Here is a 24,287-nt window from a genome sequence, read left to right on the forward strand (position 1 = left end):
TCGAGCGGGCGATCAGGCGATCGGGGTCGGCGCCGGGGCGGCGGCTCAGGCCAGGGACGCCCCGGACAGCGAGCCGGCCGCGTTACCGGAGCGGGCGGCCAGTTCGGCCAGTGCGGTGGCGACCATGGAGTCCGGCACCTCGTCGTAGTCGTGCAGGAAGCCGGCCGCGCCGATGGCGGTGGGGACCACCAGGTTCAGCCGCCGGCCCCGGTGCAGCCAGGCCCGCTCCAGGGCCTGCCGCAGCAGCGGTCCGGTGCAGACCTCGGGGTCGAAGACCGGCAGTCCGAGCCGCTGGACGGTGTCGACCAGCCGGTCGCGCCGCTCCGGGGTGAGCCGCCCGGCGAGGGTGGCGATGTGGCTGGAGACCGCCATGTCGATGGCGACCGCCTCGCCGTGTCCGATCCGGTAGCCGCTGGCCACCTCGATGACCGGGCTGAAGGTGTGGCCGAAGTCGACCAGCCGGGCCAGGTCGTGCTCCCGGAGATTGGAGCAGAGCTCCTGCATCATCAGGCGCATGGCGTCCTCGACGACCCGCCGCTCGGTCTCCGGGCGGGCCGAGCCCGGCTGGAAGAGCCGCGGATGTCTCTCCAGGGTCGCGAAGAGCTCGGCGTCGCGGATCACGGCCACTTTGAGGATCTCGGCGAGACCGCAGCGGATCTCCCGGGCCGGGAGGGTCCGCAGGAAGGCCGGGTCGTTGAGCGAGGCGACCGCCGGGTGGTAGGCGCCGAGCAGGTTCTTGGAGCCGTGGCCGTTGACGCCCGTCTTCACCCCCACCCCGACGTCGACCTGCCCGATCAGGGTGGTGTTGACCTTGATGTGTGCGATGCCCCGGTTGTACATGGAGGCGGCGAAGCCCACGATGTCGGCGGTGATGCCGCCGCCGACCGCGAGCATCAGGCCGCGGCGGTCGACGGCCGCCGCCTTGGCGTAGCCGCAGACCAGATCGGCGGTGGCCAGCGTCTTGTTGTCCTCCCCGGTCGGGATGACCTGGACCGACCAGCGGTCCGCGGGCAGCCAGTGGCCGAGATAGCCGCGCAGGTCGGCGCCGTAGAGCCGGTCGACGGTCGGGCTCACCAGGGCCAGTACGGTCCGGCCCCGGCAGTGCCTGGCCAGGGCCGGGTTGTCGGGGCGGAAGACCCCGTCGACGAGGTCGACGCCGTACACCGTGCCGTCACCGGAGCGGAGTTCGAAGCCCTCGGGCGTCCGCCGGACACCGCGCCCGTCACCGGGCTCCGTCAGCACGCTCCCCCTCACGTGCGACCTGTTCACAGTCACCCTCGTCCCCTTGTGGTCGGTGCGGGTCGGTACGGGTCGGTGCGCGCGCGGCGGGAGAGACATGCTCATCCGGACTGCTCGCGTGCGCTGATCGTCTGCCGGAGGACCTGGTCACGAACGCCGTGCGGACGGCGGGAGAGCCGGTGGTACGGGCGCTATCCGGCCACCGGCCGGAGCAATCAACGTACGGCAGGGTGTGAGGTGCACGGGTGGGGCAGGAGGGATTCCTGGCCACTGTGCGCGGATGTGACATACCGCGAATATGTGATGCCCATGACACGGAACGTGGGCGAGGAGCCGCGCCCGATGACTCGCCGTAGGGCCCACATGAAGCGTTTCCGACCATAAGCAACCGAGGGGCCGGCGCGGGCCGGGCAGTTTCATATCGATGAGATGGCGCAAAATCGGCGCAGAGATGAGAAACTTCCCTACAAAGATGACAGCCAAAGGCTCAACTACCCCGCCAAACCAGTGCAGTTCGCCTCCTTGGCCGCATCGGCCGGTCGGGACCGGCCGGTCAGCGCGGGGTCCCGTCGGCGGCCGGCCGTCCCTCCGGCAGCAGCAGCCGGACGCCTTCCCGGACGCCGCGCACCCGGATGCCCCGGGTCGCGGGCGTGCTGTCCAGCAGCACACTGGACAGGCAGGCGTTCTCGGGCCGCGAAGCGTAGCGGCTTCGGGCCCGGGGCGTGGGCACGACCAGTCCGGCCGGTAGGCCGAGCCGCTCCGCGATCAGCCGCGCCCACGCGTCCCGGGTCAGCCGGTCGGGACCGCCCAGGTGCAGCAGTGGCGGGGTGCTGCCGCCGGCGAGCACCGCCCGGGTGACCGCCGCCACGTCGTCCACCAGGACCGGCGTCGTCCAGTGGTCGTCGGGCGCGGCCACCGGCTCGTGGCGGCGCAGCTGCCGTACGCACGCCTCGAAGAAGTTGAGCCACTGCCCCGTACGGGACGGGTCCGCGCCGTAGACCAGGCTCACCCGCAGGACCGTCGAGGTGTCCGACAGCGCCAGCAGCGCCTCCTCCGCCCGGAGCTTGGCCGCCCCGTAGGCGTTGGCGGGCCGGGGCACCGCGCGTTCGTCGTTGGACGGCGCAGCTCCGTCGAAGACGTTGTCGGTGGAGATCAGCACGATCCTCCTGCCCTGCGCCGCCTCGGCCAGCGCCCGGGTCGCCCCGGCGTGCCCCCGGGACGCCTCCTCCGGGTGCGCCTCGCACCATGTGACGTCGGAGGGTCCGTGCACCAGCACGAGCCGGTCCGGCGCGGCGTCGGCGACGGCGCGCCGGCAGGCCGCGGCGTCGGTGGCGTCCAGCGGTAACCAGGGATGCACGCAGTCGCGCGGCCGGCGCCGTGAGGCGACGACGGCCTCGTCGCCCGAGCGCACCAGCTCCGCGGCGACGGCGCGCCCGACGAATCCGCTGCCGACGATCAGGACTCGCATACGTTTCCTCTCCGAGAGGGTGCGAGGGGGCCGGCGGGGGTGGCCGGCTTTGGGTCGGGGGCGCGGCTACCGGGCGTGCTCCGCGCGATGGCGCTGGAAGAGGGCCAGCGCGGCCAGGGAGGAGGCGTCCTTGAACCGCCCCTCGGCGATCAGCTGCCACAGCTCCGCCTCGGAGAACCAGCGGCTGACCAGGCCCGCTTCCTCCTCGTCCAGATCCGGTTCGCCGGCGGTGAGTTCGGTGGCGAGCAGGACGTGGAAGCCCTGGCCGCTGTAGCCGTAAGCGGTGAACAGATGGCCGAGCGGTGTCATCGACCCCGCCGACAGCCCGGTCTCCTCGGCGAGTTCACCGCGGGCCAGGGCGAGCGGATCGGCGTCGGGCCGGTCCTCCCACGAGCCCTGCGGGAACTCCCAGTACCGCCCCCCGACCGGATACCGGTACTGCTCGACACAGTGGAAACCGCCGTCCGCGTACGGGACGACGAGGGCGAAGTCCGGCTTCTCGACCACACCGTAGAGACCCGCGGCCCCGTCGTGCCGCAGCGTCTCGTCCTCCCGGACGGTCATCCACCGGTTCGCGTAGACGACGGTGCTGCTGGTGGCCACCAGCTCGTGCCGCGGCGGGTCCGGTCGCTGGGCGGAGGAGTCCATACGCAGACGCTAGCGGAGCGCCCGCGCCGCCGGGACCGGGCGGCGGCGGTCGCCGCCGTCCGGGACCGGCGCCAGGAGGACCGGCCGGCGGCCGGTCGGGCGCCGGCGGAGAGCCGGCCGGTCAGGCCGCCTCGCGCAGGCCCAACTCGATCTGTTCCAGGCTGCGTCCGCTGGTCTCGGGGACGAGCCACTTGGTGAGACCGAACAGCAGCACGTTGATTCCGGCGAAGACGTACATGGACTTCCCGATGCCCAGGTGGTTGTTGTCGGACATGATCGGGAAGACCGCGGTGATGATGCCGGTCGAGGCCCAGAGCACCACCGCGCCCACGCCCATACCGGCGCTGCGCGCCTTGAGCGGGAAGACCTCCGCCATCATCACCCAGACCACGGCTCCCCAGCCCAGCTCGTATCCGGCCAGGTAGAGCACCAGCAGGATCACCGACAAGGCGCCCAGAGTGCCCTTGTCGTGGACGTTGAGGACGACCCAGCCGGTCGCCGCCAGCGTCACCGCCATGACGGCGTTGCCGATCAGCAGCAGGGGCTTGCGGCCCCAGCGGTCCACCACGAACACCACCCAGGCGGTGAAGGCCAGCTTTGTGACGCCCAGCACGATCGCGGACAGCAGCGCGGTGCTCGCGGTGAAGCCGAGCGCGATGAGCATCGTCGGGAAGTAGGCGTTGATCGCGTTCACTCCGCTGAACTGCTGGCCGACGGCGAGCAGCAGCGCCACGAAGAGCATCGGGCGGACCCACTTGCGGCCCAGGTCGCGCAGCCGGTAGGTCTGCTCGGCGTCCAGCCGGATGACCTCCCTGATCGCGGCGACCTCGGCCTCGATGTCGTCGTCCGCGCCGGAGTGGGTGCTGGCCAGGACGGCGCGGGCCTGCTCCTCCTGACCGGCGTTGAGCAGCCAGCGCGGGGTCTCGGGCAGGAAGGTCAGGCCGGCGATCAGGATCGCCGCGGGGACGACGGCCCCGGCGAACATCCAGCGCCACAGGTGGTCGGGCTGGAGCCAGTAGCTGACCAGGAAGGCGATGAGGATGCCGCTGACGATGAAGATCTGGTTCAGGGCGCCCATCGCGCCGCGGATACGGCTGGGGGCCAGCTCGGATATGTAGGTCGGCACGGTGGCCGACGACAGGCCGATACCGAGGCCGAGCACGGTCCGGCAGGCGACCAGGGCCCCGAAGCCGGGTGACAGCGCGCAGGCCAGCGTGGCCACGATGACCACCGCGCCGGCCGTCATGATGGTGCGGCGGCGCCCGATCCCGGCGGTCAGCCGGGCGGCCAGCCCCGCGCCGATCATCGCGCCGGCCGACAGGCTGGCGGTCAGCACGCCCTTGGCGAATCCACCGAGGTCCCAGAGCTTGGAGACGACGACCAGGACGCCGCTGATGATGCCCAGGTCGTAGCCGAAGAGGATGCCGCCCAGTGCTCCGAAGAAGTACAGGACGACGGGATTGATCCTGCGTACAGCCGCCAGTGGTGCTGTTGCCGCGTTCTGCGTCATGCCGAATCGCCTTGTCTCGTGGACGTCCAGGGATGGTCGGTAGCGCGCTTCGCAGGGCCGAACCGGTCCATGGGGCCAGAGAGAGGTCGAACTTCGTCGGACAACTTAACCAGACGGTCACTCCTCCCGGCAATCGATCGGCGCGCAATCGGCGGGTAATTCGCCCTGAGAGCTGGCCTGTTGAACAACGAGGCGCCCGGCGTCGCCGTTATGAGACGGTCTGCGCGTTTTCTTGTCCACACTTATGAACGAGCGTCTTCATGCTGAACGATTTTACCTTCTCTTGGGTTACCGGCCCATTGTTCACCCCTCCGGCCGGTCCCCACCATGAGCACACGCTTCGCAAGGGCCGGCCCGGTCCGGGACCGCCGGACGGTACTACCGACGCACGTCTCGGAAGTGGGCGTAGAAGTGGGCACGTACCGCGCGCAGCCAGGCCTCCACGGACGCCTCGTCCGGACGGTCGGGCAGCACACTGCGGGTGGTCTCGAACAGGCCCTGGAACCGCTGGAGCATCGGGAGCGCCACCATGGCGTCCGCGGCCACCTCCGCGCCGAAGCGGTGGTACTCCTCCGGGTCCTCGACCCGGATGCTCAGCCGGCCGGTGGCGTACAGCTCGTACCCCTGGTGGCACAGCCTGCGCAGATGGCGGGCGTGCTTGGCCGTGCGGTCGCGGGCGTCCGCGCCGGACGCGGCGGCGCCCTCGGAGCGGTCGTACAGCCGCTTGAACTGCCGGGTGGCGTAGCCGAGGTAGGCGTCGCGGACCCGCCCGGCGGACAGCAGCGAGGACCGCAGGGCGATCAGCTCCTCACCGAGCGGGGTCCGCACCTCGTACAGCTCGTCGGGCAGCCAGACCAGCTCCGTCACGGTGGGGTTGCCGCCGAGGGCGAGCCGGCAGAACTTCGCCGCCTCGTGGAAGGCGCGGTCCGGGTCGGTGGTGACATACGAGTCCCTGGGCGCGTGCAGGCCGTGCAGTTCCTCGGTGGGGGCGGCGAACACGCCGAGCCGGTCCACGTCCGAGCCCTCGCGGGCCAGCCCGTAGGCGGTGGAGCCGACGACGCCGGACAACAGGACGTTCACAACAGGCTCCTCCGCTGGTCGGTCCGGGCATCATGCGGGACGCGGACGGCGGAGGGCGAACGGGTTTTCGGCGGGCCGGGGCTCAGGCGCCCGGGGGCTCGTACAAGGCGTTGAGCAGCCGGTCCAGGGCGGCGAGGTCCGGGTGGTGGGCGGTCATCCGCAGACCGCGGGTGTGGTCCCGCAGTCCCTCGCGGGTACGGACCGGCCTCGGGGTTCCCGTGGCGGGACCGGACGCGACAGCCGCCTCGTACGCCCGCCGGAGGGCCGCGCCGAACGCCCGGTAGGCCGCCTTGACCGGCCTCCTGGCCTCCTCGACCATCGCGGAGACCTCGGCGCGGACCACGAGCAGATGCTCGCCCCGCTGCACGAGCGCCTCGTCGACGGCCAGCCGCGCGGCGTCGAGATCGAGGCCGGTCCGGGCGGCGACGCGGACGGCCAGTCTTTCCAACAGAGCCTGCTGCGAGTCGGCCATACTCCATCATGCCCCACCCGGCAACGCCCCGCCCTCCGAGGAGAGCGGGGCGGTTCTACCGGGCGGCTCGACGGGGCGCGGTCAGCACCACCGGTAGGCGAACCGGGTGGTGTTGTAGGAGCAGGTGTCGACCGTGGCGCCGTTGGACTTCCGCAGCGTGGCGGTGTCCTTGTCGTTGTTCCACACGTACGCGGCGCGGCCCTGGTAGCGGTTGACCGTGGTGTTCGCGCCCTTGCCGGTGTGCACCGCCACGGTCCGGCCCGCCGCGAGCGAGGCGGTCGGGAAGGTGTAGACGTGCCGGCTGGCGTCCGTCAGGGTCCATCCGGTGAGGGTGACCGCCTTCGACGTCGAGTTGGTTATCTTCACCCACTCGGCGTTCAGGCTGGCGGTGGAGCCGGTGTCGCTGCCCGGGCTGTTGTAGTAGATCTCGTACAGGTGCACGGAGCCGGTGGCGGCACCGGCCGGGGTCGGAGCGACGGCCAGGCCGGCGGCGGCAGCCGCTACGGCCGCGGTGGCGAAGACACGGGAACGCAGCATGGGACATCCCTGGACACAGGGCCGGGCACCCCCCTGATCGGGCCCGGCGGAGCCCTCAGACTAGGGACGAACTCCGCACGGCGGGACGGCTGTTACACAACCCGGACACATCCTGGCGGCGGCTGCGGCCCGCCTACCGCTCGCCGTCCAGCTCGGCCCCGAGCAGTTGGCGCAGCAGTCCCTCGTCCGCGTCGGACAGGTTGTCGACGAAGCGGGTCAGCACCGCCTCGCGGTCGGGGAGTTCGTCCAGGACGCGCTGCATACGGCGGGCGGCCAGGCCGGGCTCGTCGGCGACCGGGGTGTAGGCGTAGGCGCGCCCGCGGGGGGCGCGGCTGAGCAGCTGCTTGGTGTGCAGCCGGCCCAGCACGGTCACCACCGTGCTGTAGGAGAGGCGGCTGCTGAGGTGTTCCACCAGCTCACCGGCGGTCAGCGCGGTCCCGGCCCGGTGAAGGGCCGCGAGTATGTCCGCTTCCAGTTCGCCATTGGGCCGCTTGCTGGCCGACCCGCCCGATTCTTCCGGCATGGGTTTGCTATTCCCTCCACTCGTCTTCTACATTCGCGGGGAGCTTCTACACCGGTGTAAAAGTATGCGTGCTCTGCCAGTTTGCCACGCGGCCGGGCCGCGGCCGGTGTCGGGCCGGACTGTCTCCTACGTCCACAAGGGATCTCCGTGTCGGATCTGTCCTATCTCCAGGCCGTGGTCATCGGCGGCCTCCAAGGGGTGACCGAGCTCTTCCCGGTCTCCAGCCTCGGCCACTCGGTGCTCGTCCCGGCGCTGATCGGCGGCTCCTGGCAGCACCTGGTCACCGAGAACACCAGCGGCGACTCCGCCGGCTCCCCCTACCTGGCCTTCATCGTCGCGCTGCACGTGGCCACCGCGATCGCGCTGCTGGTCTTCTTCCGCCGGGACTGGGCCGGGATCATCCGGGCCTTCGGCACCAGCCTGCGCACCCGCAGCGTCACGACGTCCACCGAACGGCTCGCCTGGCTGATCGTGGTGGCGACCGTCCCGGTCGGGCTGACCGGGCTCCTGCTGGAGCGCAGTTTCCGCACGCTGTTCGCCAAGCCGCTGGCCGCCGCGGTCTTCCTCGCCGTCAATGGGGTGATCCTGCTGGTCGGAGAGCGCCTGCGCCGTAGGTCCGAGTCCCGGATGGCGCGGGCCGCCGCCGCTCCGCCCGCCGCTGGCACGCCCGCCGCCGACGCGCCCGGCGCCCGGACGGCGGTGCCCTTCGGTGAGGCTCCGGTCCCGGTCGGCGCCGCGGGGCGGCAGCAGGCGGCGACCGGGCAGGCGGTGCTGCCGTCCGCCCCGGCCGGCACCGCGGTGCTGCCCGCGGTGGCGTCCCGGAAGCTGGAGACGCTCAGTTACCGGGAGGCGGGCATCATCGGCCTGTTCCAGACGCTGGCGCTGCTGGCCGGTATCAGCCGCTCGGGCATCACCATGGTCGGCGGGCTGCTGCGCGGCCTGGACCACGAGGACGCCGCCAAGTTCTCGTTCCTGCTCGCCACTCCGGTGATCCTGGCGGCCGGCCTGCTGAAGCTGCCCAGCCTCACCGGCCCGGCCGCGGCCCACATCCACGGCCAGGTGCTCGCCGGATTCCTGGTGGCCGGCCTGGCCGCGTACGCCGCCGTCCGTTTCCTGTCCCGCTGGTTCACCACCCGCACACTGACCCCGTTCGCCGTCTACTGCCTGGTGGCCGGTGTCGGCAGCATCATCCGCTTCGCCTGAGCGGTGCGGCGCCACCGCCGTGGAGGCCCGCCCGGCCGGGAACTGCACGCCGCAGCCGCCGGGGACGGGTGGCGGCTACGGCGACAGGGTCCGGCGCGCGGCGCCGGCCGTCAGGCCTCGCTGCGGACCAGCAGCACGGAGACCGGCGCGGTCTTCGCCACACCGCGGCTCACACTCGAGTGCAGCAGCGCGGCGATCCCGCTGTAGTGGCCGGGGCCGACCGCGATGAGGTCGCTGCCGAGCTCCGCCGCCCGCTCCACCAGAATCGCGGCCAGCTCCTCCCGCAGTCCCTCGTCCACCTCGCCGTCGGCGGTGATGCCGTCCTCCCGCAGGCGGGCGAGCGCCTCGTCGACGACCCGCCGGCCCTCCGCGCTCTCCTCGGCGGTGACGACGGCGCCGCCGGTGAGCCCGCCGCCAATGACCTGGGAGGAGCGGATGTGTATGACGTGGACCTGCCCCCCGGTCAGCTTGGCGAGGCCCGCCACCGCGTCCAGCACGGCCGCGCCGTGGGCCGAACCGTCAACGGCGGTGAGGATGTTCTTGTACATACGATCAACTTCCTTGGTCCAAGGGGGTCTCACGGGTGGGCGACCCTGCCGTACCAGATCAGCGGCCCGGAATCGGACTCCATTCCCCGATCGGGTGTGAAGACGGCCACTTCACCGGCCCCTGCACCGCTCGGGCGAACCGCCTCCGGGCTCCCGCTACTTGCCGACCGCCTCCTCGGACCTGGCCTCCGGCCGCGCCGCCGCGGGGATCGCCGGCCGCTGTCCGGCCGGGGGCCGCAGCCGGCGCAGCCACACCGGCAGCAGCGCCAGGGCCAGCACGGCCGGCACCAGATTGCCGGTCAGCGTCTCCAGGAGGTCGCCGGGCACGGTCCACTGGTACGCCGTGTGCCCGGACGGACGCTGGCCGAGCACCCAGACCGGCACCAGATACCAGACCGTGGCGAGGCCGAGCACCACCCGGGGCAGCACCGTCCCCTCGCGCCAGGTCGCCCGGCCGAGCCAGATCAGGGCGGGCACCACCCACACGCCGTGGTGCATCCAGGTGATCGGCGAGACCAGTTGGGCGGCGAAGGCGATCACCAGCATGCCGACCATGTCCTGCCCGAGCCGGTGCGCCCGGACCGCGGCGGCCAGGCACAGCAGCCCGACCACGGCGGAGACCGCCAGCGTCCAGCCGGGCGGCGTGGTGGTGTGCTCCAGCCGGGCGAAGAAGCCGGGCAGCGAGTGGTTGACGAGGATGTTTCCCGGCACCATGCGGCTGGACCTGTAGAAGATCCCGTGCAGCCAGTAGGCCCGGGAGTCGGTCGGTACGACCGCCCAGCCGACCAGGATCGTGGCGGCGAACGCGGCCAGCGCCCGCAGGGCGTCGCGCCGGCGGCCGGTCAGCAGCAGGTAGCCGACGAACAGCAGCGGGGTGAGCTTGAGTCCGGCCGCGATCCCGATGCCGACGCCGCGCCACTTCCCTGATCCGCCGGGCAGGAAGTCCACCAGCACCAGCGCCATGACGAACAGATTGATCTGCCCGAGCAGCATGTTGTACTCGACCGGCGAGAGAAAGCTCGCCACCAGCATGCCGCCGGCCATCAGCAGTGTCAGCCGGGTGCGCGAGGACTCCCCCACCATCCGCAGCGACGCCCACAGTCCGCCGGCCAGGGCCAGGAAGCTCGCGAAGGTCCACACCGCCTCCGACGCGCTCAGGCCCAGCGCCGCGACGGGCGCGAGGAGCACCGCGGCGAACGGGGTGTAGATGAAGTGCAGCCCGGCGAAGGTCGGCGTATCGACCCCGACGTCGTAGATCCGCAGCTGGTGCAGGACCGCGTGGCCGCCGCCCCGGTAGGCGAGGAAGTCGGTCATCCAGAAGGAGATGCCGCTCATCACGAGCATGGCCTGCGCGGTGAGCAGCGCCGACACCAGGACGGCGACCGCGAGGGGTGCGTACCGGGGCAGCGGTGCGGGCGCGCCGGGTGGACTCTCCACGGGAACGGCGGTCTGCGACATGAGCGGGTTCCTTTCTCGGCCGGGTGCTGCGGGGCGGTCTGTCGGCGATCCGGGCTGTCCGGCCGGGTGAGCCGCGTGGTCGGGGGCAGCGGTCAGCGCCCGGCGCCGGCTCCGCCGGCCAGCCCGGCCCGCATCGGGGCGGGCCCGCCCGGGGAGGGCGAACCGCGCCGGCGGGTGCGCAGATACAGCGCCAGCGCGGCGAGGCTCACCGGAGCCGAGGCCAGCGCCCACCGCCTGGTCCGGGCCGGCCGCCCGGGGGCGAGCACCGCGTCCGGATGGACGGCCCTGGGCGCCGGGCGCGGCGGCAGCCCGTGCACCGTCGCCGCGCCGGACAGCCTGGCCCGCGCCAGCCGCAGCACCCCGCGGAGATTGCCGGCCGCCACGCTGCGTACGACCACCCGGCTGTCGGTGTCCTCGATCCAGTCCACCGCGACCTCGTGCAGCCGCAGCTTGTTGTGCTGGGCCAGCAGCAGCATCTCGGTGTCGAAGAACCACGCGTCGTCCGCCACCGATCGCAGCAGCGGCCGGATCACCTCGGCTCGCGCCGCCTTGAACCCGCACTGCGCGTCGGTGAAGCGGACCCGGTGCGTCCAGCGCAGCAGGGCGTTGTAACCGCGCGAGACGAGTGCGCGCTTCGTACCGCGTACCACCCGGGCGCCCGGTGCGTACCGCGAGCCGATCGCGATGTCCGAGTGGCCGCCGGCCAGCGCGGCGACCAGCGGCAGCAGCGCGTCGAGGCCGGTGGAGAGGTCCACGTCCATGTAGACCACGACATCGGCCTCGCTGCGCAGCCAGGCGGTCCGCACCGCGAAGCCCTTGCCCTTGCGGTCCTGGTGCAGCACCCGCACCCGGGGCCGGACCAGGGCGAGTTCCTCGGCGACCCGCCGGGTGTCGTCGGTGCTCCCGCTGTCGACGAGGGTGATCGTCCAGGGGAAGGGGAAGCCGTCGTGCAGGAAGTCGTGCAGCGCGCTGACGCAACCCGGCAGCGCCTTCTGCTCGTTGTGCACCGGGATGGCGATGTCGACGGTGACCAGGCCGACCGCGGCCGTGTGCCGCTCGGCCTCCCCCGGCCGGGGGACCACCACCGTCCCAGTGGGTGGCACCGCCGGGCAGGGGTCGTCCTGGCCGGTTTCGCAGCGTGCGTCGATGCTCATCGGTGCCTCCTCAGGAGGGACAGCACCAGGGTGGGGCCGGCGGCGGGCCCGCGTATCTTCCAGAATGCGTAATTCCGGATCACCTGGCGGGGCGGCGGGGGCGGGTCTGCGGGGTGGGGCGGCTCGGCGGGTCCGCGCGGTGGGGCAGCAGGCGGCGGGGCGGCGGGGCGGTCAGGAAGCCTCGGGGCCGTCCGGGACGCGTACGGCCAGGACCGCGATGTCGTCGCGGCCGTCTCCCGGGTGATGGTCGGCCAGGATCTCGCACAACCGCTCCGGCGGCAGCGCCGTGTGGATGGCGGCGAGTTCGGCCAGCGAGCGCAGGCCCGTCTCGATGGGCCGCTGATGGTGCTCGATCAGGCCGTCGGTGAACAGCAGGACCGTGGAGCCGGGCGGGAGGCCGTAAGCGCTGTCGTAGCGGGGGAGGTTGAGGTCCACGCCCAGCGGAAGGCAGGGGTCCTCGTCCAGATAGCAGGGCGGGCTGCCGGGGGCCAGCAGCAGTGGCGGGGGATGCCCGGCGTTGCTCCACCGCAGCACCCACTGGTCTTCCCGGCGGTCGATCCGGGCCACCAGCGCGGTGGTGACGAGGCCGGAGGGCAGGGCGTGCAGGGCCAGGTCGAGCTGGGTCAGCACCCGACTGGGCAGATGGAGCCGGGTGTAGAGCAGCGCCCGGAGCATGCTGCGGGTCTGGGACATGGCGGCGGCCGCGGTCAGGTCGTGACCGCAGACGTCGCCGATGGCCAGGCAGCAGGTGCCGTCGGGCAGGGTCAGCGCGTCGTACCAGTCCCCGCCGAGCTGGTCGGGTTCGGTGGCCGGCCGGTAGACCGCGGCCGCCTCGAACGGGTGGAGGTCGGACAACTGCGGCAGCAGCAGCCGCTGGAACTTCTCGGAGTCCACCCGGACCTGCTCGTACAGCCGGGCGTTCTCGATGGCCACGGCGGCGGCCCCGGCGAGCGCCACGACGACTTCCTCGTCCTGCTCGTCGAAGGGGCGCCCGTCCGCCCGCTCCGAGAGGTAGAGGTTCCCGTAGACCCGGCCCTGGACGGTGATGGCCACCCCCAGCAGGGTGCCCATCGGCGGGTGGCCGGGCGGGAATCCGGCGGAGGCCGGGTGCGCGCCGATGTCGTCCACCCGCAGCGGGACGGGGTGGCGGATCAGGTGGCCGAGCAGGCCCCGGCCGCGTGGGAGCTCCACGCCCTCCAGACCGGCGACCTCCTCGTCGGACAGGCCCTCGGGAATGAACACCGACAGCCCCTCGCCGTCCTCGGCGAGCACGCCCATGGCGCCGTACCGGGCCCGGACCAGGCCCATCGCGCTGGTGACGATCCGCCGCAGCACCCGGGGCAGGTCGAGGTCGCGGCTGACCGAGAGCATCGCCGACAGCAGCGTGTGCAGCTTCTCCTGGGTCCTGCCGAGATCCTTGAGCTGCTCGGCGATCCGCAGCAGGTCGTCGTAGGGCGGCATGGGCGCGGGCTGGCTGGGATCGCCGTCCCCCGTCCCGCTTACGTCCCGGTCGTCGCCCCGGTCGTCGTCGCCGTTCCGGTGTCGGCCGATGTCGGTCATGAGGCCCTGGGCGGCTTCCTGCGGCGGCGGGTGAGCAGCAGGAAGGTCATCACGACGATGGTGACGGCCTGCGAGATCGCGCTGATCTTCTTGTCCGTGGTCCAGATCGGCTCGTACATGTCGGGCAGCGGGCCGATGGCGCCGATGTCGTCGTAGCGGTAGAGCAGCACCGCGAAGAGGCCGGCCGCGGCCACCAGCCAGGCGTAGGCGTCACCGATCGGATGGCGCCAGAACAGCACGACGATCACGCCCAGGCTGGCCAGCCCCGCTTCGAGCCGGAACAGGTCGCCTTCGCTGATGCTCGCGCTGACCACGTCGTACTGGTCGGCGAGATGCGCGTGGATACCGGCGTTCACCGCCAGCCCGGCGGCCGCGATCAGCCGGGCGACGAGCTGGGTGATCCTGCCTCCGGTGGATCGGTGCCTGGCCTGGGCCATGCCGTCTCCCTTCGGGGTGGGGGCCTCGGTCTCCGCGTCTCGCGGTACGGACTCGGTACGGACGGGATATGGACGGGGTATGGACGGGCTACGGACGGGAATCGGGCAGGGCGGCGGGGTGACGGCGGGGGGCGGCCCGCCGCACGGGCGGGTCGCGCCCCGTCCGGGAGGGTCAGACCGTCAGGAGCGTCGGGCTGGCGGCCTTGTCGGTCGGCAGGAAGGTGTCCGGCACCGGGAACTGGCCGAGGACGAAGTGCAGGATCGCCGCGTGCATCGCCTCGACCGGCGCGATGGTGGCCGCGGTCCGGATCGCGCCGGGACTCTTGACGTGGAAGGTCGCGGACAGATACGTCTGCGCGGCCTGGTCCTCCAGCCCCAGCGCGACTCTGGCGACGGCGGCGGCATTGGTGGCCTTGCCGAGGGCGGCGGTGACCCGCGCCTGGTCGGACAGCGGCACATTGGTGATCGCGGGCTTGCCGGCCCCGGTCAGCACCGCGTTCCAGGTCCTGGCGTGCTCGGAGTGCTGGGCCATCGCGGTGGTCATGAAGGTGGTGACCGCCGCCGGCACCGTGCCGAGCTTGCCGGCCTTGGCCGCGGTCAGGGCGGTCTGGTAGGCGCCGACGGCCTGGTTCTCCAGGGCCACCGCCAGGGCGACGGTCCTCAGGTCCCCGGTGAAGGTCCCGGAGGAGGGGGAGGCGGAAGCGGAGGAGGACGCCGAGGAGGAGGCGGTGGCCGAGGCGGGGCCGGACGGATCGCTCCCGAGGCCCTTGACCGAGGTCGACGAGCCGCCCGAGCAGGCCGCCAGCGCCAGGCCGGCCGCGGCGCCGCCGGCGCCGAGCAGGAAGCGGCGGCGGCCCGGGGCGCGGGGCTCCTCACCAAGGGCGGTGCCGGCGGCGGCGCGGTCGCGGAGCTCGGCGCCGAGCTGCACCGCGCTCGCCCGCATGGCCGGCAGCGTCTCCTGGTGCGCGGTCTCCATGTCCCGGGTGAGGCGGGCGAGCTGCTCCTCGCTGATCGGCAGTTCCCAGCCGTCGCGTGTCGTGGTCACTTCACGGCCCCCTCGGTGATCGGCGCGGCGTTCCGGGTCGGGTAGAAGGTGTCGGGGATCCCGGCGCTGCCGGCCGCGGCGGGCAGCTTGGCGACATCGGTGGGGATGGCGATCAGTTCGGCCATGTTCCCGGCGAGCAGCGCCTGCACGGTGAGCAGCGTGGCCCGGTGCTGGGCCTCGACCGGGGCCACCGAGGCGAAGAGCTTGCGCAGTTGGGCGCTGCTCACCTGCCCGACGTTCTTGGTGTACGTCTGCGCCGCCGCGTCCTCCAGCGTGATCGCCACCCGCACCACGTCGGCGGGGCCCTTGATCGACGGCAGCGCCTGCCGCACCATCGCCGCGAGCTTGGGGTCGGGCGCGCTCTGCGGCTTGCCGCCGGCCGCGGTGGCCGCGGCGTTGAAGGCCGCCCCGTGCGCCTGGTGCTGCGCCGCCGTCCTGTTGACGAAGGTCGACACCGTCTTGTTGCCGTTCTTGACGAACGACAGCCCGGCGGCCGTGCGGTAGACGGTGACCGCCAGGCTCTCGATCGAAGCGGCGGTCTGCAGCGCCTTGATGTCGTCGCTGGTCGTGGCCGCGACCGCGCGCGTCCCGGTCAGCAGCGAGGCGGCCCCGGCCGCCCCGGCCACCGCCCCGCCGCGCCGCCACCAGCGGCGGGACAGCCGCTGCTCACGGTGCTCACGGCTGGCGTCGGTGAAGTCGCCGAGCGCCTCGGCCGTGATGCGCACCGCGTCGCTGTTCAAGTCCTGTGACTGCTCGGTCAGTTCTTCCAGCAGTCGGGTGTCGATGCGCTCTGCGCCCATCACGCCCCATCTCTCCGCGCGCCCGCCCGGTAGACAAGCGCTCCGGTTCACGCTCGTGCCTGGGCGGCGGGCGGATGCGGCGCGTCCCCGGGACACCCCGCAGGTCCACCCGGCTGGGTGATTACGCGACCGGGAACGGTCGGACCCGTGCCCGAAGGGCGTGCCGGGCGGGCGGGTCCGCGGGCGGCGGCGCGGCCGCCACCTGCCCTTTTACGGCAGGGTCAGGATGCGCGGACCGTCCTGGGTCACGGCGATGGTGTGTTCGATGTGGGCGGCGCGGGTGCCGTCGCTGGTGCGGAGGGTCCAGCCGTCGGGGGCGGTGACATAGGCGTCGCGGCCACCGGCCATCAGCATGGGTTCGATGGCCAGCGTGAGACCGGGCCGCAGCGGGAACCCGCGCCCGGGGCGGCCGTGGTTGGGGACGTGCGGGTCCTCGTGCATCCGCCGGCCGATGCCGTGGCCGCCGAAGTCGGCCGGCATCCCGCAGGCCGCCTCGCGCACCACCCCGCCGACCGCGTGCGAGATGTCGCCGATCCGGTTGCCGACCGTGGCCGCGGCGATGCCGGCGTCCAGGGCCCGCTGGGTGGCTTCGATCAGCCGCAGGTCGTCGGGCCGCGCGGTTCCGACGGTGAAGCTGATGGCCGCGTCGCCGGTCCAGCCGTCGAGTTCGGCGCCGCAGTCGATGCTGACCAGGTCGCCGTCGCGCAGCTTGTACTCGTCGGGGATGCCGTGCACCAGCGCGTCGTTGACCGAGGCGCAGATGACGGCCGGGAAGGGGGTGGGGGCGAAGGACGGCCGGTAGCCGAGGAAGGGCGAGCGGGCACCGGCCTCGGCCAGTACGGTCCTGGCCACCTCGTCCAGCGTCCGCAGCCGCACCCCGACCGCGGCGGCCTCCCGTACGGCGCCCAGCGCGCGGGCCACCACCCGGCCGGCCTCGCGCATCGCGTCCAGCGCGGTGTCCGACTTGATCTCCACCATGGGTGCCTCCGAAGGGTTGCGGTCAACAGGTTCCAATTCTTATACCGGTATAAGTATCACGCCGCCCGCCGGAGAAGCGAGCTAGGATGGCGCCCATGGTGAGAACCCCGCTGACACCCGAGGAGCGGCGCCGCGGTGAGCGGCTGGGCGCGCTGCTGCGTCATGCGCGCGGGGATCGCAGCATGGTGGAGGTGGCCGCGGCGGCCGGGCTGTCCGCCGAGACACTGCGCAAGATCGAGACCGGGCGGGCCCCGACCCCGGCGTTCTTCACCGTCGCCGCGCTGGCCGGCGCCCTCGGGCTGTCCATGGACGAGCTGGTCGCCACCTGCGCGCCGGACCCGGAGTACCGCGAACCGCTGTCCGCCTGATCGCGGGCCGGCGACTCAGCGGGTGTAGAGGTCCAGCAGTCGGCGCGCCTCGACGCACTGCTGGTGGCCGGGGCCCAGCGCGCGGGTGGCGTCCGGGATGAGGTCGCGCAGCAGGCCGATCGCGCGGACGTGGTGGCCGGACTTCTCCGTGTTCCAGGCGAGCATCCGGCGGGCTTCCAGGGTGTGCTCGTGGTCGGCGCCGAGCGCTTCGCCGAGATCGGGGACGAGCTTGCTCAGCAGGCGCACCGCCCGGGCGTGACGGCCGAGGGCTCCTATGTTCCACACCAGGAAGCGGCGGGCCTCCAGCACGTCGGGGTGGCGGCGGCCGAGCAGCCGGGTGGCGTCCGGGATCAGCTCCAGCAGCAGACGTACGGCTTCGGCCGGGCGGTCGGCCGCGCCGATGTGCCAGGCGAGGAGGCGCTGGGCGGTGAAGGTGGTGCGGTGGAAATGGCCCAGGGTGAATTGGAGGTCGGGGATCAGCTCCTGCCAGAGGCTTATGGCCAGGGCGTGGTCACCGGCCGCGCCGATGTGCCGGGCCAGGGCGCGCCGGGCGGTGAGGGTCTCCTCGTGGAGCGGGCCGAGGTGATCGGAGAGGTCAGCGGCGGCGGCCCACCATAATCGGACCTCCTCGGCCGGCCGGTGCTCCGCCCCGGGGTCCTCGAAACCGCCGTAGCGCCGGAGCAGCTCGCCGTATCCTGGGTCGTCGGCGGAGGACGGCGGCCGCGGGCTCGGGATGGGCCGGGGCGCCAGGGATCCGGCCGACGCGGCCCCGTGCAGTTCGGTGGCGATGGCGCCGAGCCGCCGGTAGACGACCGCGGCGTCGGCCGGCCGCGCGGCGGGGTCCTTGGCCAGCAGATCGAGGATGAGGGAGTCGAGTTCGGCCGACACCGTGTCGTTGCGGCTGCGCGGGGTGGGCGGGGAGTCGTGGACATGGGCCACCGCGACGGCCAGCGGGGAGCCGTCGTCGAAGGGCGGCGCGCCGGTGACCATCTCGTAGAGCAGGCAGCCGAGGGCGTAGAGGTCGGTGCGGTGGTCGACCGCTTTCGACAGGCACTGTTCCGGGGCCATATAGGCGGGAGTCCCGCTCAGCCTTTCCAGACCGGCCAGGCCGGCGTAGGCGTCGAGTTCGGTGTATTCGCGGGGTTCTCCGGGTTCCCCGAGTTCTCCGGGTTCTCCGGGTGCCCCGTGTTCCTCCTGTCCCTTCGGCCGCTCCGCTTCCCCCGGCCCGGCCCGGCCGCTCGCGTCGGCCGCTTCCGCCCCCTTGGCTTGATAGGCGCGGTCGGCCCCTTCGTCGTACTCGGCGGGTCGTGCCGCGGCGGGGGCCGGCCCGCCCGAGCCGCCCGGCCCGGCGGGATCGCCGCCGTCCTCCTGCTGTTCGTCCTGCTGTTCGTCGATGAAGCGGGCGATTCCGAAGTCCACCAGTTTCACCAGGCCGTCCCCGGTGATCAGCACGTTGTCCGGCTTGAGATCGCGGTGGACGACGCCGACCCCCGGCGCGTGCGCCGCGCCCAGCGCCAGCGCGATCTGCCGGGCCCAGTCCAGGGCCACGGATAGTTGCGGCATTCCCTCGGCGAGCACTCCGGTAAGCGGGCGGCCGTCCACCAATTCCATGACGATATAGGCGACCGTCACACCGCCATATGCGGCCTGTCCGTAATCGTGCACAGTGACGATATGGGGATGGGATAAACGCCCGGCGGCGGTGGCCTCGCGTCCCATCCGCTCGACGAGAACCGGGTCGTTGTGGTCCAGCACGACCTTGACCGCCACCGAGCGGTGGAGCTTGAGGTCGTTGCCCTGCCAGACCGCGCCCATGGAGCCTTTGCCCAGCAGTCTGACCATCTGATAACGGCCGTCGAGGACCACTCCGGACTTCATCGGCGTCCTTCCCTCTGAGCCGAACGTGTGACTCCGCAAGCGGTGAAGGGGGTGCGCGCACGACTCAGCCGCGGGAGGTCGGCGATACGGTCGTGCCCCGCTGACTAAACGATAGGCCCAACGCCCGCTTTTCGTGGATAGGACGGAAGAAGAAGGAAGAAGACAGCAGCCAAAGAGCGGTAACGGCTGTACACGGCGGCGTTCTCGCGGTAAGGCTCAACACCGCTCGAAGGCGTTTACGATCCCGTTCGCGCGAGTCGTAGATATCTGCGCGAACGCCATCCGGACCGGAAGCGCCGCGAGTGCCGCCTCCACCGCCCCAGGGGCATGCCACACACCAAGGACCCCACGAGCGGTCCCCCTCCTCACCGGGTCCGCTACGCCACCGGCCGCCGTCGAACCAGGCCGGTTCCGGACAACGGCGGCCGGGCCGAACCCCGAGGAGCCCAGGTCAGCCCAAGTGCCCCGATGAACACCCAGATTTAATCTGGAAACCCCTTCGGAGGCATCATCTACGCGCGTATCTTGGGCCGGATCGCGCGTCTCCACCTGGCTGACGTGCCGTCATTCCGGCGGTTCCGCAAGGCCGTTGCGCTTTTCGGCCACCGCACCGCCGCCACGTACTGTCGTCACGCAGAAGGAGAACTCCTCCGGTGTCGCACCCTTCCGAGGCCACGCCTCGCCCCGCGAGACCCGGCATGTCCCGGGCCCGCAAGCGCGTCCTGCCGATCGGTATCGCAGGCGCCGTCGTCCTGGCCGCGGCCGGCCTGAGCGTCAATGCCGCGATGGCCTCACCCTCCGCCGACGCGCTGATCGCCGAGGTCTACGGCGGCGGCGGCAACTCCGGCGCCACGTACACCAATGACTTCATCGAGCTGGCCAACGCCGGTGCCGCGCCGGTGGATCTGGGCGGCTACAGCGTCCAGTACCTGCCGGGCGCGCCGAGCGGCACCTCCAAGTGGCAGGCCACCGCGCTGACCGGCTCGCTGGCCGGCGGCAGCCGGTACCTGGTGCAGGAAGCGGCCGGCACCGGTGGCACCACCGCGCTGCCGACCCCGGACGCGACCGGCGCCATCAACATGTCGGGCACCACCGGGACCGTCGCACTGGTCTCCGGCAGCGACCCGCTGACCTGCCTCAACGCCGCGGACTGCCTGGCCGATTCACGGATCAAGGACCTGGTGGGCTTCGGGACCGCGCTGGTGCATGAGGGCAGCGGCCCGGCCGCCGGGGCGAGCAACACCGCCTCCGTGTCCCGTAACGCCGCGCTGACCGACACCGACGACAACGCCGCCGACCTCACCGCCGGCGTCCCCACCCCGCAGAACTCCGGCGACGCCCCGACCGGGCCGCCCACCACCCCGCCCAGCACACCCCCGACGACGCCGCCGACGACTCCGCCCACCACGCCGCCCACGGCTCCGGTGGCGAAGATCCACGACATCCAGGGCGACACCCGGGTCTCCCCGCTGGCCGGCAAGGCCATCAGCGGCGCGACCGGCATCGTCACCGGGGTACGGGCGTACGGCTCCTCGCAGGGCTTCTGGGTGCAGGACCCGAACGCGGACACCGACCCCCGCACCAGCGAGGGCATCTTCGTCTTCACCAGTTCCACCCCGACCGTCGCCGTCGGCGACAGCGTCTCGGTGGACGGCACCGTCTCGGAGTACTACCCGGGCGGCGCGACCACCGGGGTGCAGTCCACCACCGAGCTGACCAAGCCCAAGGTGACGGTGATCTCCAGCGGCAACGCGCTGCCGGCACCGGTGGTCCTCGACAAGAACAGCGTGCCGGACGCGTTCGTGCCGAGCGCGGGCGGCGGCACCATCGAGAACCTGCCGCTGCGGCCGGCCGACTACGCGCTGGACCTCTACGCCTCGCTGGAAGGCATGAACGTCCGGATCGGCGACAGCCGGGTGGTCGGCGCCACCGACACCTACGGCGAGCTGTGGGTGACGGTCAAGCCGGACGAGAACCCCACCAAGCGCGGCGGGACCCTCTACACCGGCTACGACGACCCCAACTCCGGCCGTCTGATGGTGCAGTCGCTGATCCCGACCGCCACCGAGGCGTTCCCGGTGGCCAACGTCGGCGACACGCTGAAGGGCAGCACCTCCGGCCCGCTGGACTACAACCAGTTCGCGGGTACGTACAGCATCGCGGCGCGGACCATCGGCACGGTCAAGAGCGGCGGCATCAAGCCCGAGGTGACCGACAAGGCCTCCTCGGACCAGGCGACGGTGGCCACGTACAACGTGGAGAACCTGGCGCCGGCCAATCCGCAGTCCAAGTTCGACGCGCTGGCCCAGGGCCTGGTCAAGAACCTGCGCTCACCCGACATCGTGGCGCTGGAGGAGATCCAGGACAACAACGGCGCCACCGACGACGGCACGGTGGCCGCGGACCAGACGCTGCAGAAGCTCACCGACGCGATCGTGGCGGCCGGCGGCCCGCGCTACTCGTGGCGCGAGATCGACCCGGTGAACGACAAGGACGGCGGCCAGCCGGGCGGCAACATCCGGCAGGCGTTCCTCTTCAACCCGCTGCGGGTCGGCTTCACCGACCGCCCGGGCGGCGACTCCACCACCGCGGTCGGTGTCACCGGCACCGGCAGCAAGACCGCGCTGACCTTCTCGCCCGGCCGGATCGCGCCCAGCGACCCGGCGTGGAGCGACAGCCGCAAGCCGCTGGCCGGTGAGTTCACCTTCCGCGGCAAGACGCTCTTCGTGATCGCCAACCACTTCATCAGCAAGGGCGGCGACCAGGCGATCGACAGCCGCTTCCAGCCGCCGGTGCGCAGCTCGGAGTCGCAGCGCGTCCGCCAGGCGATCGTCGAGCACGACTTCGTGCAGCAGCTCGAACAGGCCGACCCGCACGCGGACGTCGTCGTGCTGGGCGACCTGAACGACTACCAGTTCTCGCCCGCGGCCACCAGCCTGACCGGCGACGGCCAGGTCCTCACCGACCTGGTCAACACCCTGCCGGCGAAGGAGCGTTACTCCTACGTCTTCGAGGGCAACTCCCAGGTGCTGGACCACATCCTGGTCAGCCCGAACCTGAAGCACGTCGACTACGACGTGGTGCACATCAACTCCGAGTTCGCCAACCAGACCAGCGACCACGACCCGCAGGTCATCCGGGTCAAGCCGTAACGGCCGGCCGACCCCGCCGGGCGGGGCGGGCCTCCTGCCCGGGAGGCCCGCCCCGCCTTTTCGCGCGCCGGGTCCGTTGGCGCCCTCCGCAGCCGCCGCCCGGCCACGAGGCACGGCACCTCGGCGGCGCGGCGATCACCGGGGGCCGGACGGCGACTTCCGGCCATTCCTACCGCCGCGGCGGCCGACCGGGTCCGCCGACCGCGTCCGCCGGGTTCGGGGCGCCGGGCCGGGGAAGCGCTTTCCCCCGGGCGCCGCCCCCTCTGACATGGGTCTTCCGCCCGACTCCTTGACTCCGCGTGGTGAGGGTTATAGACAACTCCCTGACCGAGAGAGCGCTCTCAGCCCTACCCCCACCCTGCACACGGTCCCCACCCGGTCAGGAGAACACCATGCCAGGCTGCTTTTCCACCCGGGCGCCGGCCCGTGCCACAGGCGCACCACCATGCTCTCCGCTCACTCCAGCCAGCACGTCGTCCCCCGGAAACGGCGCATCCCGCGTCATTCCGGCGCGGGCCGCCGTCGGCGACGCGGCTGGCTCCGAGCACCGCCTCCCATCGCCCTGAGCTGCCGGAAACGGCCGTACGACCGGTCGGGCCGCCCGTGGGAGCGCTCTCCAAGCGCTCCCACGCATCCGCCGCCCACCGGGCCCCGGCCAACTTCCGTACAGGGCGCACCCCCACATCAGGTTCTTCGGGACAGGAGACCACGCATGTCCACAGGACAGGCACCAGAGCAGGACCAGGACCGGCACGACCCAGGCAGCGGGGGCCCGCGCCCCCACCGCCGGCGTTCCCGGATGCGGTTGACGCTCGCCGCCTTCACCGTGACCGCGCTGAGCCTGGCGGGCCTGACGGCCCTGACGGGCACCGGCGGCGCGGCCACCCCGGCGGCTTCGGCCGGCGGGCTGGCCCCCGCGGCGGTCGCGGCCCCCAACGCGATCCCCGCCCCGCCGGCCGGCTTCACCACCACCTGGAGCGACGACTTCAGCGGCGGCGCCAACACCGGTGTCAACGGCGCCGACTGGAAGTACGACACCGGTCCGGGCAGCAGCTTCGGCACCGGTGAGATCGAGACGATGACCAACAGCACCGCCAACGTCTACCAGGACGGCAACGGCCACCTGGTGCTCAAGGCGCTGCACTCGGGCACCGATCCCCGCGCGGGCTGGACCTCGGGCCGCATCGAGACGCAGGCGGCCACCTTCGGGGCGCCGGCCGGCGGCGTGGTGATGATGCAGTCCTCGATCCAGCAGCCGAACCTGACCACCGCCAACGGCGCGGGCTACTGGCCGGCCTTCTGGATGCTCGGTTCGACGCTGCGCTCGGGCGTGGGCTGGCCGGGCTCGGGCGAGGTCGACATCCTGGAGGACATCAACTCCCGCAGCTCGGTGTTCGGCACGCTGCACTGCGGCGTGGGCCAGGGCGGTCCCTGCAACGAGACCACCGGCATCGGCTCCGGCGAGCGCGCCTGCGGCGGCTGCCAGACCGGCTACCACACCTACGCGGTGCAGATCGACCGCTCGGTGTCGCCCGAGCAGATCCGCTGGTACCTGGACGGGGCCAACTACTTCACCGTCAACGCCAACCAGGTGGACGCCACGACGTGGGCGAACGCGGTGGACCACCCGTTCTTCATCATCTACGACCTGGCGATGGGCGGCGGCTTCCCCGACGCCTTCGGCGGCGGCCCCAACTCGGCCACCGTCAGCGGCGGTCAGATGAACATCGACTACGTCGCGGTCTACAACAAGGGCCCGGGCAGCGGTACGACCACTCCCCCGCCCAGCGGTGGCAACCTCACCCAGGGCAAGACCACGACCGCCTCCTCGACCGAGAACGCCGGCACCCCGGCCTCGGCGGCCACCGACGGCAACACCGGCACCCGCTGGTCCAGCGCGTTCAGCGACCCGCAGTGGCTCCGGGTGGACCTCGGCGCGACGCACTCCATCAGCCAGGTGAAGCTGAACTGGGAGGCGGCCTACGCCAAGGCCTTCCAGGTCCAGACCTCGAATGACGGCACCAACTGGACGACGATCTACAGCACGACCACCGGGACGGGGGGCAATCAGACGCTCAACGTCAGCGGCTCCGGGCGCTACATCCGGGTGTACGGAACGCAGCGCGCGACGCAATACGGCTACTCGCTCTACGAGTTCCAGGCGTTCGGCAGCTGACGGTACGTCATGAGAACGGGGCGGGTCGGGCCTTCGGGCCCGGCCCGCCCCTT

General features: G+C 72.3%; 21 protein-coding genes. 4 read left to right on the plus strand and 17 right to left on the minus strand.

Annotated elements, in window-relative coordinates; translation table 11 throughout:
* Nucleotides 1-45: 45 nt before the first annotated feature.
* The 8 genes from ACFO3J_RS04765 to ACFO3J_RS04800 form a co-directional block, all read right to left on the minus strand.
* Nucleotides 46-1,242, minus strand: coding sequence for a sedoheptulose 7-phosphate cyclase (locus ACFO3J_RS04765; protein ID WP_386426392.1), 1,197 nt, complete (start codon nucleotides 1,240-1,242; stop codon nucleotides 46-48).
* Between the two features lie 550 nt (nucleotides 1,243-1,792).
* On the minus strand, nucleotides 1,793-2,707 hold the full coding sequence (locus ACFO3J_RS04770) for an SDR family oxidoreductase (RefSeq protein WP_386426394.1): 915 nt from the start codon (nucleotides 2,705-2,707) through the stop codon (nucleotides 1,793-1,795).
* A 66-nt stretch (nucleotides 2,708-2,773) separates the two neighbouring features.
* The gene (locus tag ACFO3J_RS04775) at nucleotides 2,774-3,355 is read right to left on the minus strand and encodes an NUDIX domain-containing protein (RefSeq protein WP_386426396.1); all 582 of its coding nucleotides are present in this window, start codon (nucleotides 3,353-3,355) and stop codon (nucleotides 2,774-2,776) included.
* 121 nt (nucleotides 3,356-3,476) lie between these two features.
* On the minus strand, nucleotides 3,477-4,865 hold the full coding sequence (locus ACFO3J_RS04780; RefSeq protein ID WP_386426398.1) for a sugar porter family MFS transporter: 1,389 nt from the start codon (nucleotides 4,863-4,865) through the stop codon (nucleotides 3,477-3,479).
* 378 nt (nucleotides 4,866-5,243) lie between these two features.
* Complete coding sequence (locus ACFO3J_RS04785) at nucleotides 5,244-5,945, minus strand: nucleotidyltransferase domain-containing protein (protein WP_386426399.1); 702 nt, start codon at nucleotides 5,943-5,945, stop codon at nucleotides 5,244-5,246.
* An 82-nt stretch (nucleotides 5,946-6,027) separates the two neighbouring features.
* Nucleotides 6,028-6,417, minus strand: a complete 390-nt coding sequence (locus ACFO3J_RS04790) for a hypothetical protein (protein ID WP_386426400.1) — start codon at nucleotides 6,415-6,417, stop codon at nucleotides 6,028-6,030.
* A gap of 81 nt (nucleotides 6,418-6,498) precedes the next feature.
* A complete protein-coding gene (locus ACFO3J_RS04795; protein WP_386426402.1) occupies nucleotides 6,499-6,954 on the minus strand; it encodes a lamin tail domain-containing protein in 456 nt (151 codons plus the stop codon).
* Nucleotides 6,955-7,087: 133 nt separating this feature from the next.
* On the minus strand, nucleotides 7,088-7,477 hold the full coding sequence (locus ACFO3J_RS04800) for a BlaI/MecI/CopY family transcriptional regulator (protein WP_386426404.1): 390 nt from the start codon (nucleotides 7,475-7,477) through the stop codon (nucleotides 7,088-7,090).
* Nucleotides 7,478-7,624: 147 nt separating this feature from the next.
* On the opposite strand from ACFO3J_RS04800, the gene ACFO3J_RS04805 reads away from it, so the two are divergent.
* Nucleotides 7,625-8,680 carry an undecaprenyl-diphosphate phosphatase gene (locus ACFO3J_RS04805; RefSeq protein ID WP_386426406.1) on the plus strand — a complete coding sequence of 352 codons (1,056 nt, stop codon included), beginning with the start codon at nucleotides 7,625-7,627 and terminating at the stop codon, nucleotides 8,678-8,680.
* A 110-nt stretch (nucleotides 8,681-8,790) separates the two neighbouring features.
* On the opposite strand, the gene ACFO3J_RS04810 is transcribed toward ACFO3J_RS04805, so the two are convergent.
* The 8 genes from ACFO3J_RS04810 to map form a co-directional block, all read right to left on the minus strand.
* Nucleotides 8,791-9,228: a universal stress protein gene (locus tag ACFO3J_RS04810; protein ID WP_386426408.1), complete on the minus strand. Its 438-nt coding sequence runs from the start codon at nucleotides 9,226-9,228 to the stop codon at nucleotides 8,791-8,793.
* Nucleotides 9,229-9,384: 156 nt separating this feature from the next.
* Entirely contained in the window at nucleotides 9,385-10,686 is a 1,302-nt protein-coding gene (locus tag ACFO3J_RS04815; RefSeq protein ID WP_386426410.1) for a glycosyltransferase 87 family protein, read from the minus strand.
* Nucleotides 10,687-10,778: 92 nt separating this feature from the next.
* Nucleotides 10,779-11,840 carry a glycosyltransferase gene (locus ACFO3J_RS04820; RefSeq protein ID WP_386426412.1) on the minus strand — a complete coding sequence of 354 codons (1,062 nt, stop codon included), beginning with the start codon at nucleotides 11,838-11,840 and terminating at the stop codon, nucleotides 10,779-10,781.
* Between the two features lie 171 nt (nucleotides 11,841-12,011).
* The gene (locus ACFO3J_RS04825; RefSeq protein ID WP_386426414.1) at nucleotides 12,012-13,400 is read right to left on the minus strand and encodes a PP2C family protein-serine/threonine phosphatase; all 1,389 of its coding nucleotides are present in this window, start codon (nucleotides 13,398-13,400) and stop codon (nucleotides 12,012-12,014) included.
* Nucleotides 13,397-13,837, minus strand: a complete 441-nt coding sequence (locus ACFO3J_RS04830) for a hypothetical protein (RefSeq protein ID WP_386426416.1) — start codon at nucleotides 13,835-13,837, stop codon at nucleotides 13,397-13,399. The genes ACFO3J_RS04825 and ACFO3J_RS04830 overlap by 4 nt, the downstream gene beginning before the upstream one ends.
* A 172-nt stretch (nucleotides 13,838-14,009) precedes the next feature.
* On the minus strand, nucleotides 14,010-14,882 hold the full coding sequence (locus tag ACFO3J_RS04835) for a ferritin-like domain-containing protein (RefSeq protein ID WP_386426418.1): 873 nt from the start codon (nucleotides 14,880-14,882) through the stop codon (nucleotides 14,010-14,012).
* Nucleotides 14,879-15,682 (minus strand): ferritin-like domain-containing protein, encoded by an 804-nt coding sequence (locus tag ACFO3J_RS04840; RefSeq protein WP_386426420.1) that lies wholly within the window; start codon nucleotides 15,680-15,682, stop codon nucleotides 14,879-14,881. Before ACFO3J_RS04840 ends, ACFO3J_RS04835 begins: the two co-directional genes overlap by 4 nt.
* Nucleotides 15,683-15,892: 210 nt before the next feature.
* Nucleotides 15,893-16,660: a type I methionyl aminopeptidase gene (map, locus tag ACFO3J_RS04845; RefSeq protein ID WP_386426422.1), complete on the minus strand. Its 768-nt coding sequence runs from the start codon at nucleotides 16,658-16,660 to the stop codon at nucleotides 15,893-15,895.
* Between the two features lie 95 nt (nucleotides 16,661-16,755).
* Between map and ACFO3J_RS04850 the strand changes: the two genes are divergently transcribed.
* Nucleotides 16,756-17,028, plus strand: a complete 273-nt coding sequence (locus ACFO3J_RS04850; protein ID WP_386426424.1) for a helix-turn-helix domain-containing protein — start codon at nucleotides 16,756-16,758, stop codon at nucleotides 17,026-17,028.
* Nucleotides 17,029-17,043: 15 nt separating this feature from the next.
* Here the strand turns inward: ACFO3J_RS04850 and ACFO3J_RS04855 are convergent, their stop codons facing one another.
* A complete protein-coding gene (locus tag ACFO3J_RS04855) occupies nucleotides 17,044-18,906 on the minus strand; it encodes a serine/threonine-protein kinase (RefSeq protein ID WP_386426426.1) in 1,863 nt (620 codons plus the stop codon).
* Between the two features lie 698 nt (nucleotides 18,907-19,604).
* Between ACFO3J_RS04855 and ACFO3J_RS04860 the strand changes: the two genes are divergently transcribed.
* Together ACFO3J_RS04860 and ACFO3J_RS04865 are read left to right on the plus strand one after the other, a co-directional pair.
* A complete protein-coding gene (locus ACFO3J_RS04860; RefSeq protein WP_386426607.1) occupies nucleotides 19,605-22,058 on the plus strand; it encodes an endonuclease/exonuclease/phosphatase family protein in 2,454 nt (817 codons plus the stop codon).
* Nucleotides 22,059-22,770: 712 nt separating this feature from the next.
* Complete coding sequence (locus tag ACFO3J_RS04865; RefSeq protein WP_386426428.1) at nucleotides 22,771-24,234, plus strand: discoidin domain-containing protein; 1,464 nt, start codon at nucleotides 22,771-22,773, stop codon at nucleotides 24,232-24,234.
* Nucleotides 24,235-24,287 lie beyond the last annotated feature (53 nt).

Origin of the sequence: Streptomyces polygonati (assembly GCF_042650325.1) — a bacterium.
In the GTDB taxonomy this organism is placed as follows: domain Bacteria; phylum Actinomycetota; class Actinomycetes; order Streptomycetales; family Streptomycetaceae; genus Actinacidiphila; species Actinacidiphila polygonati.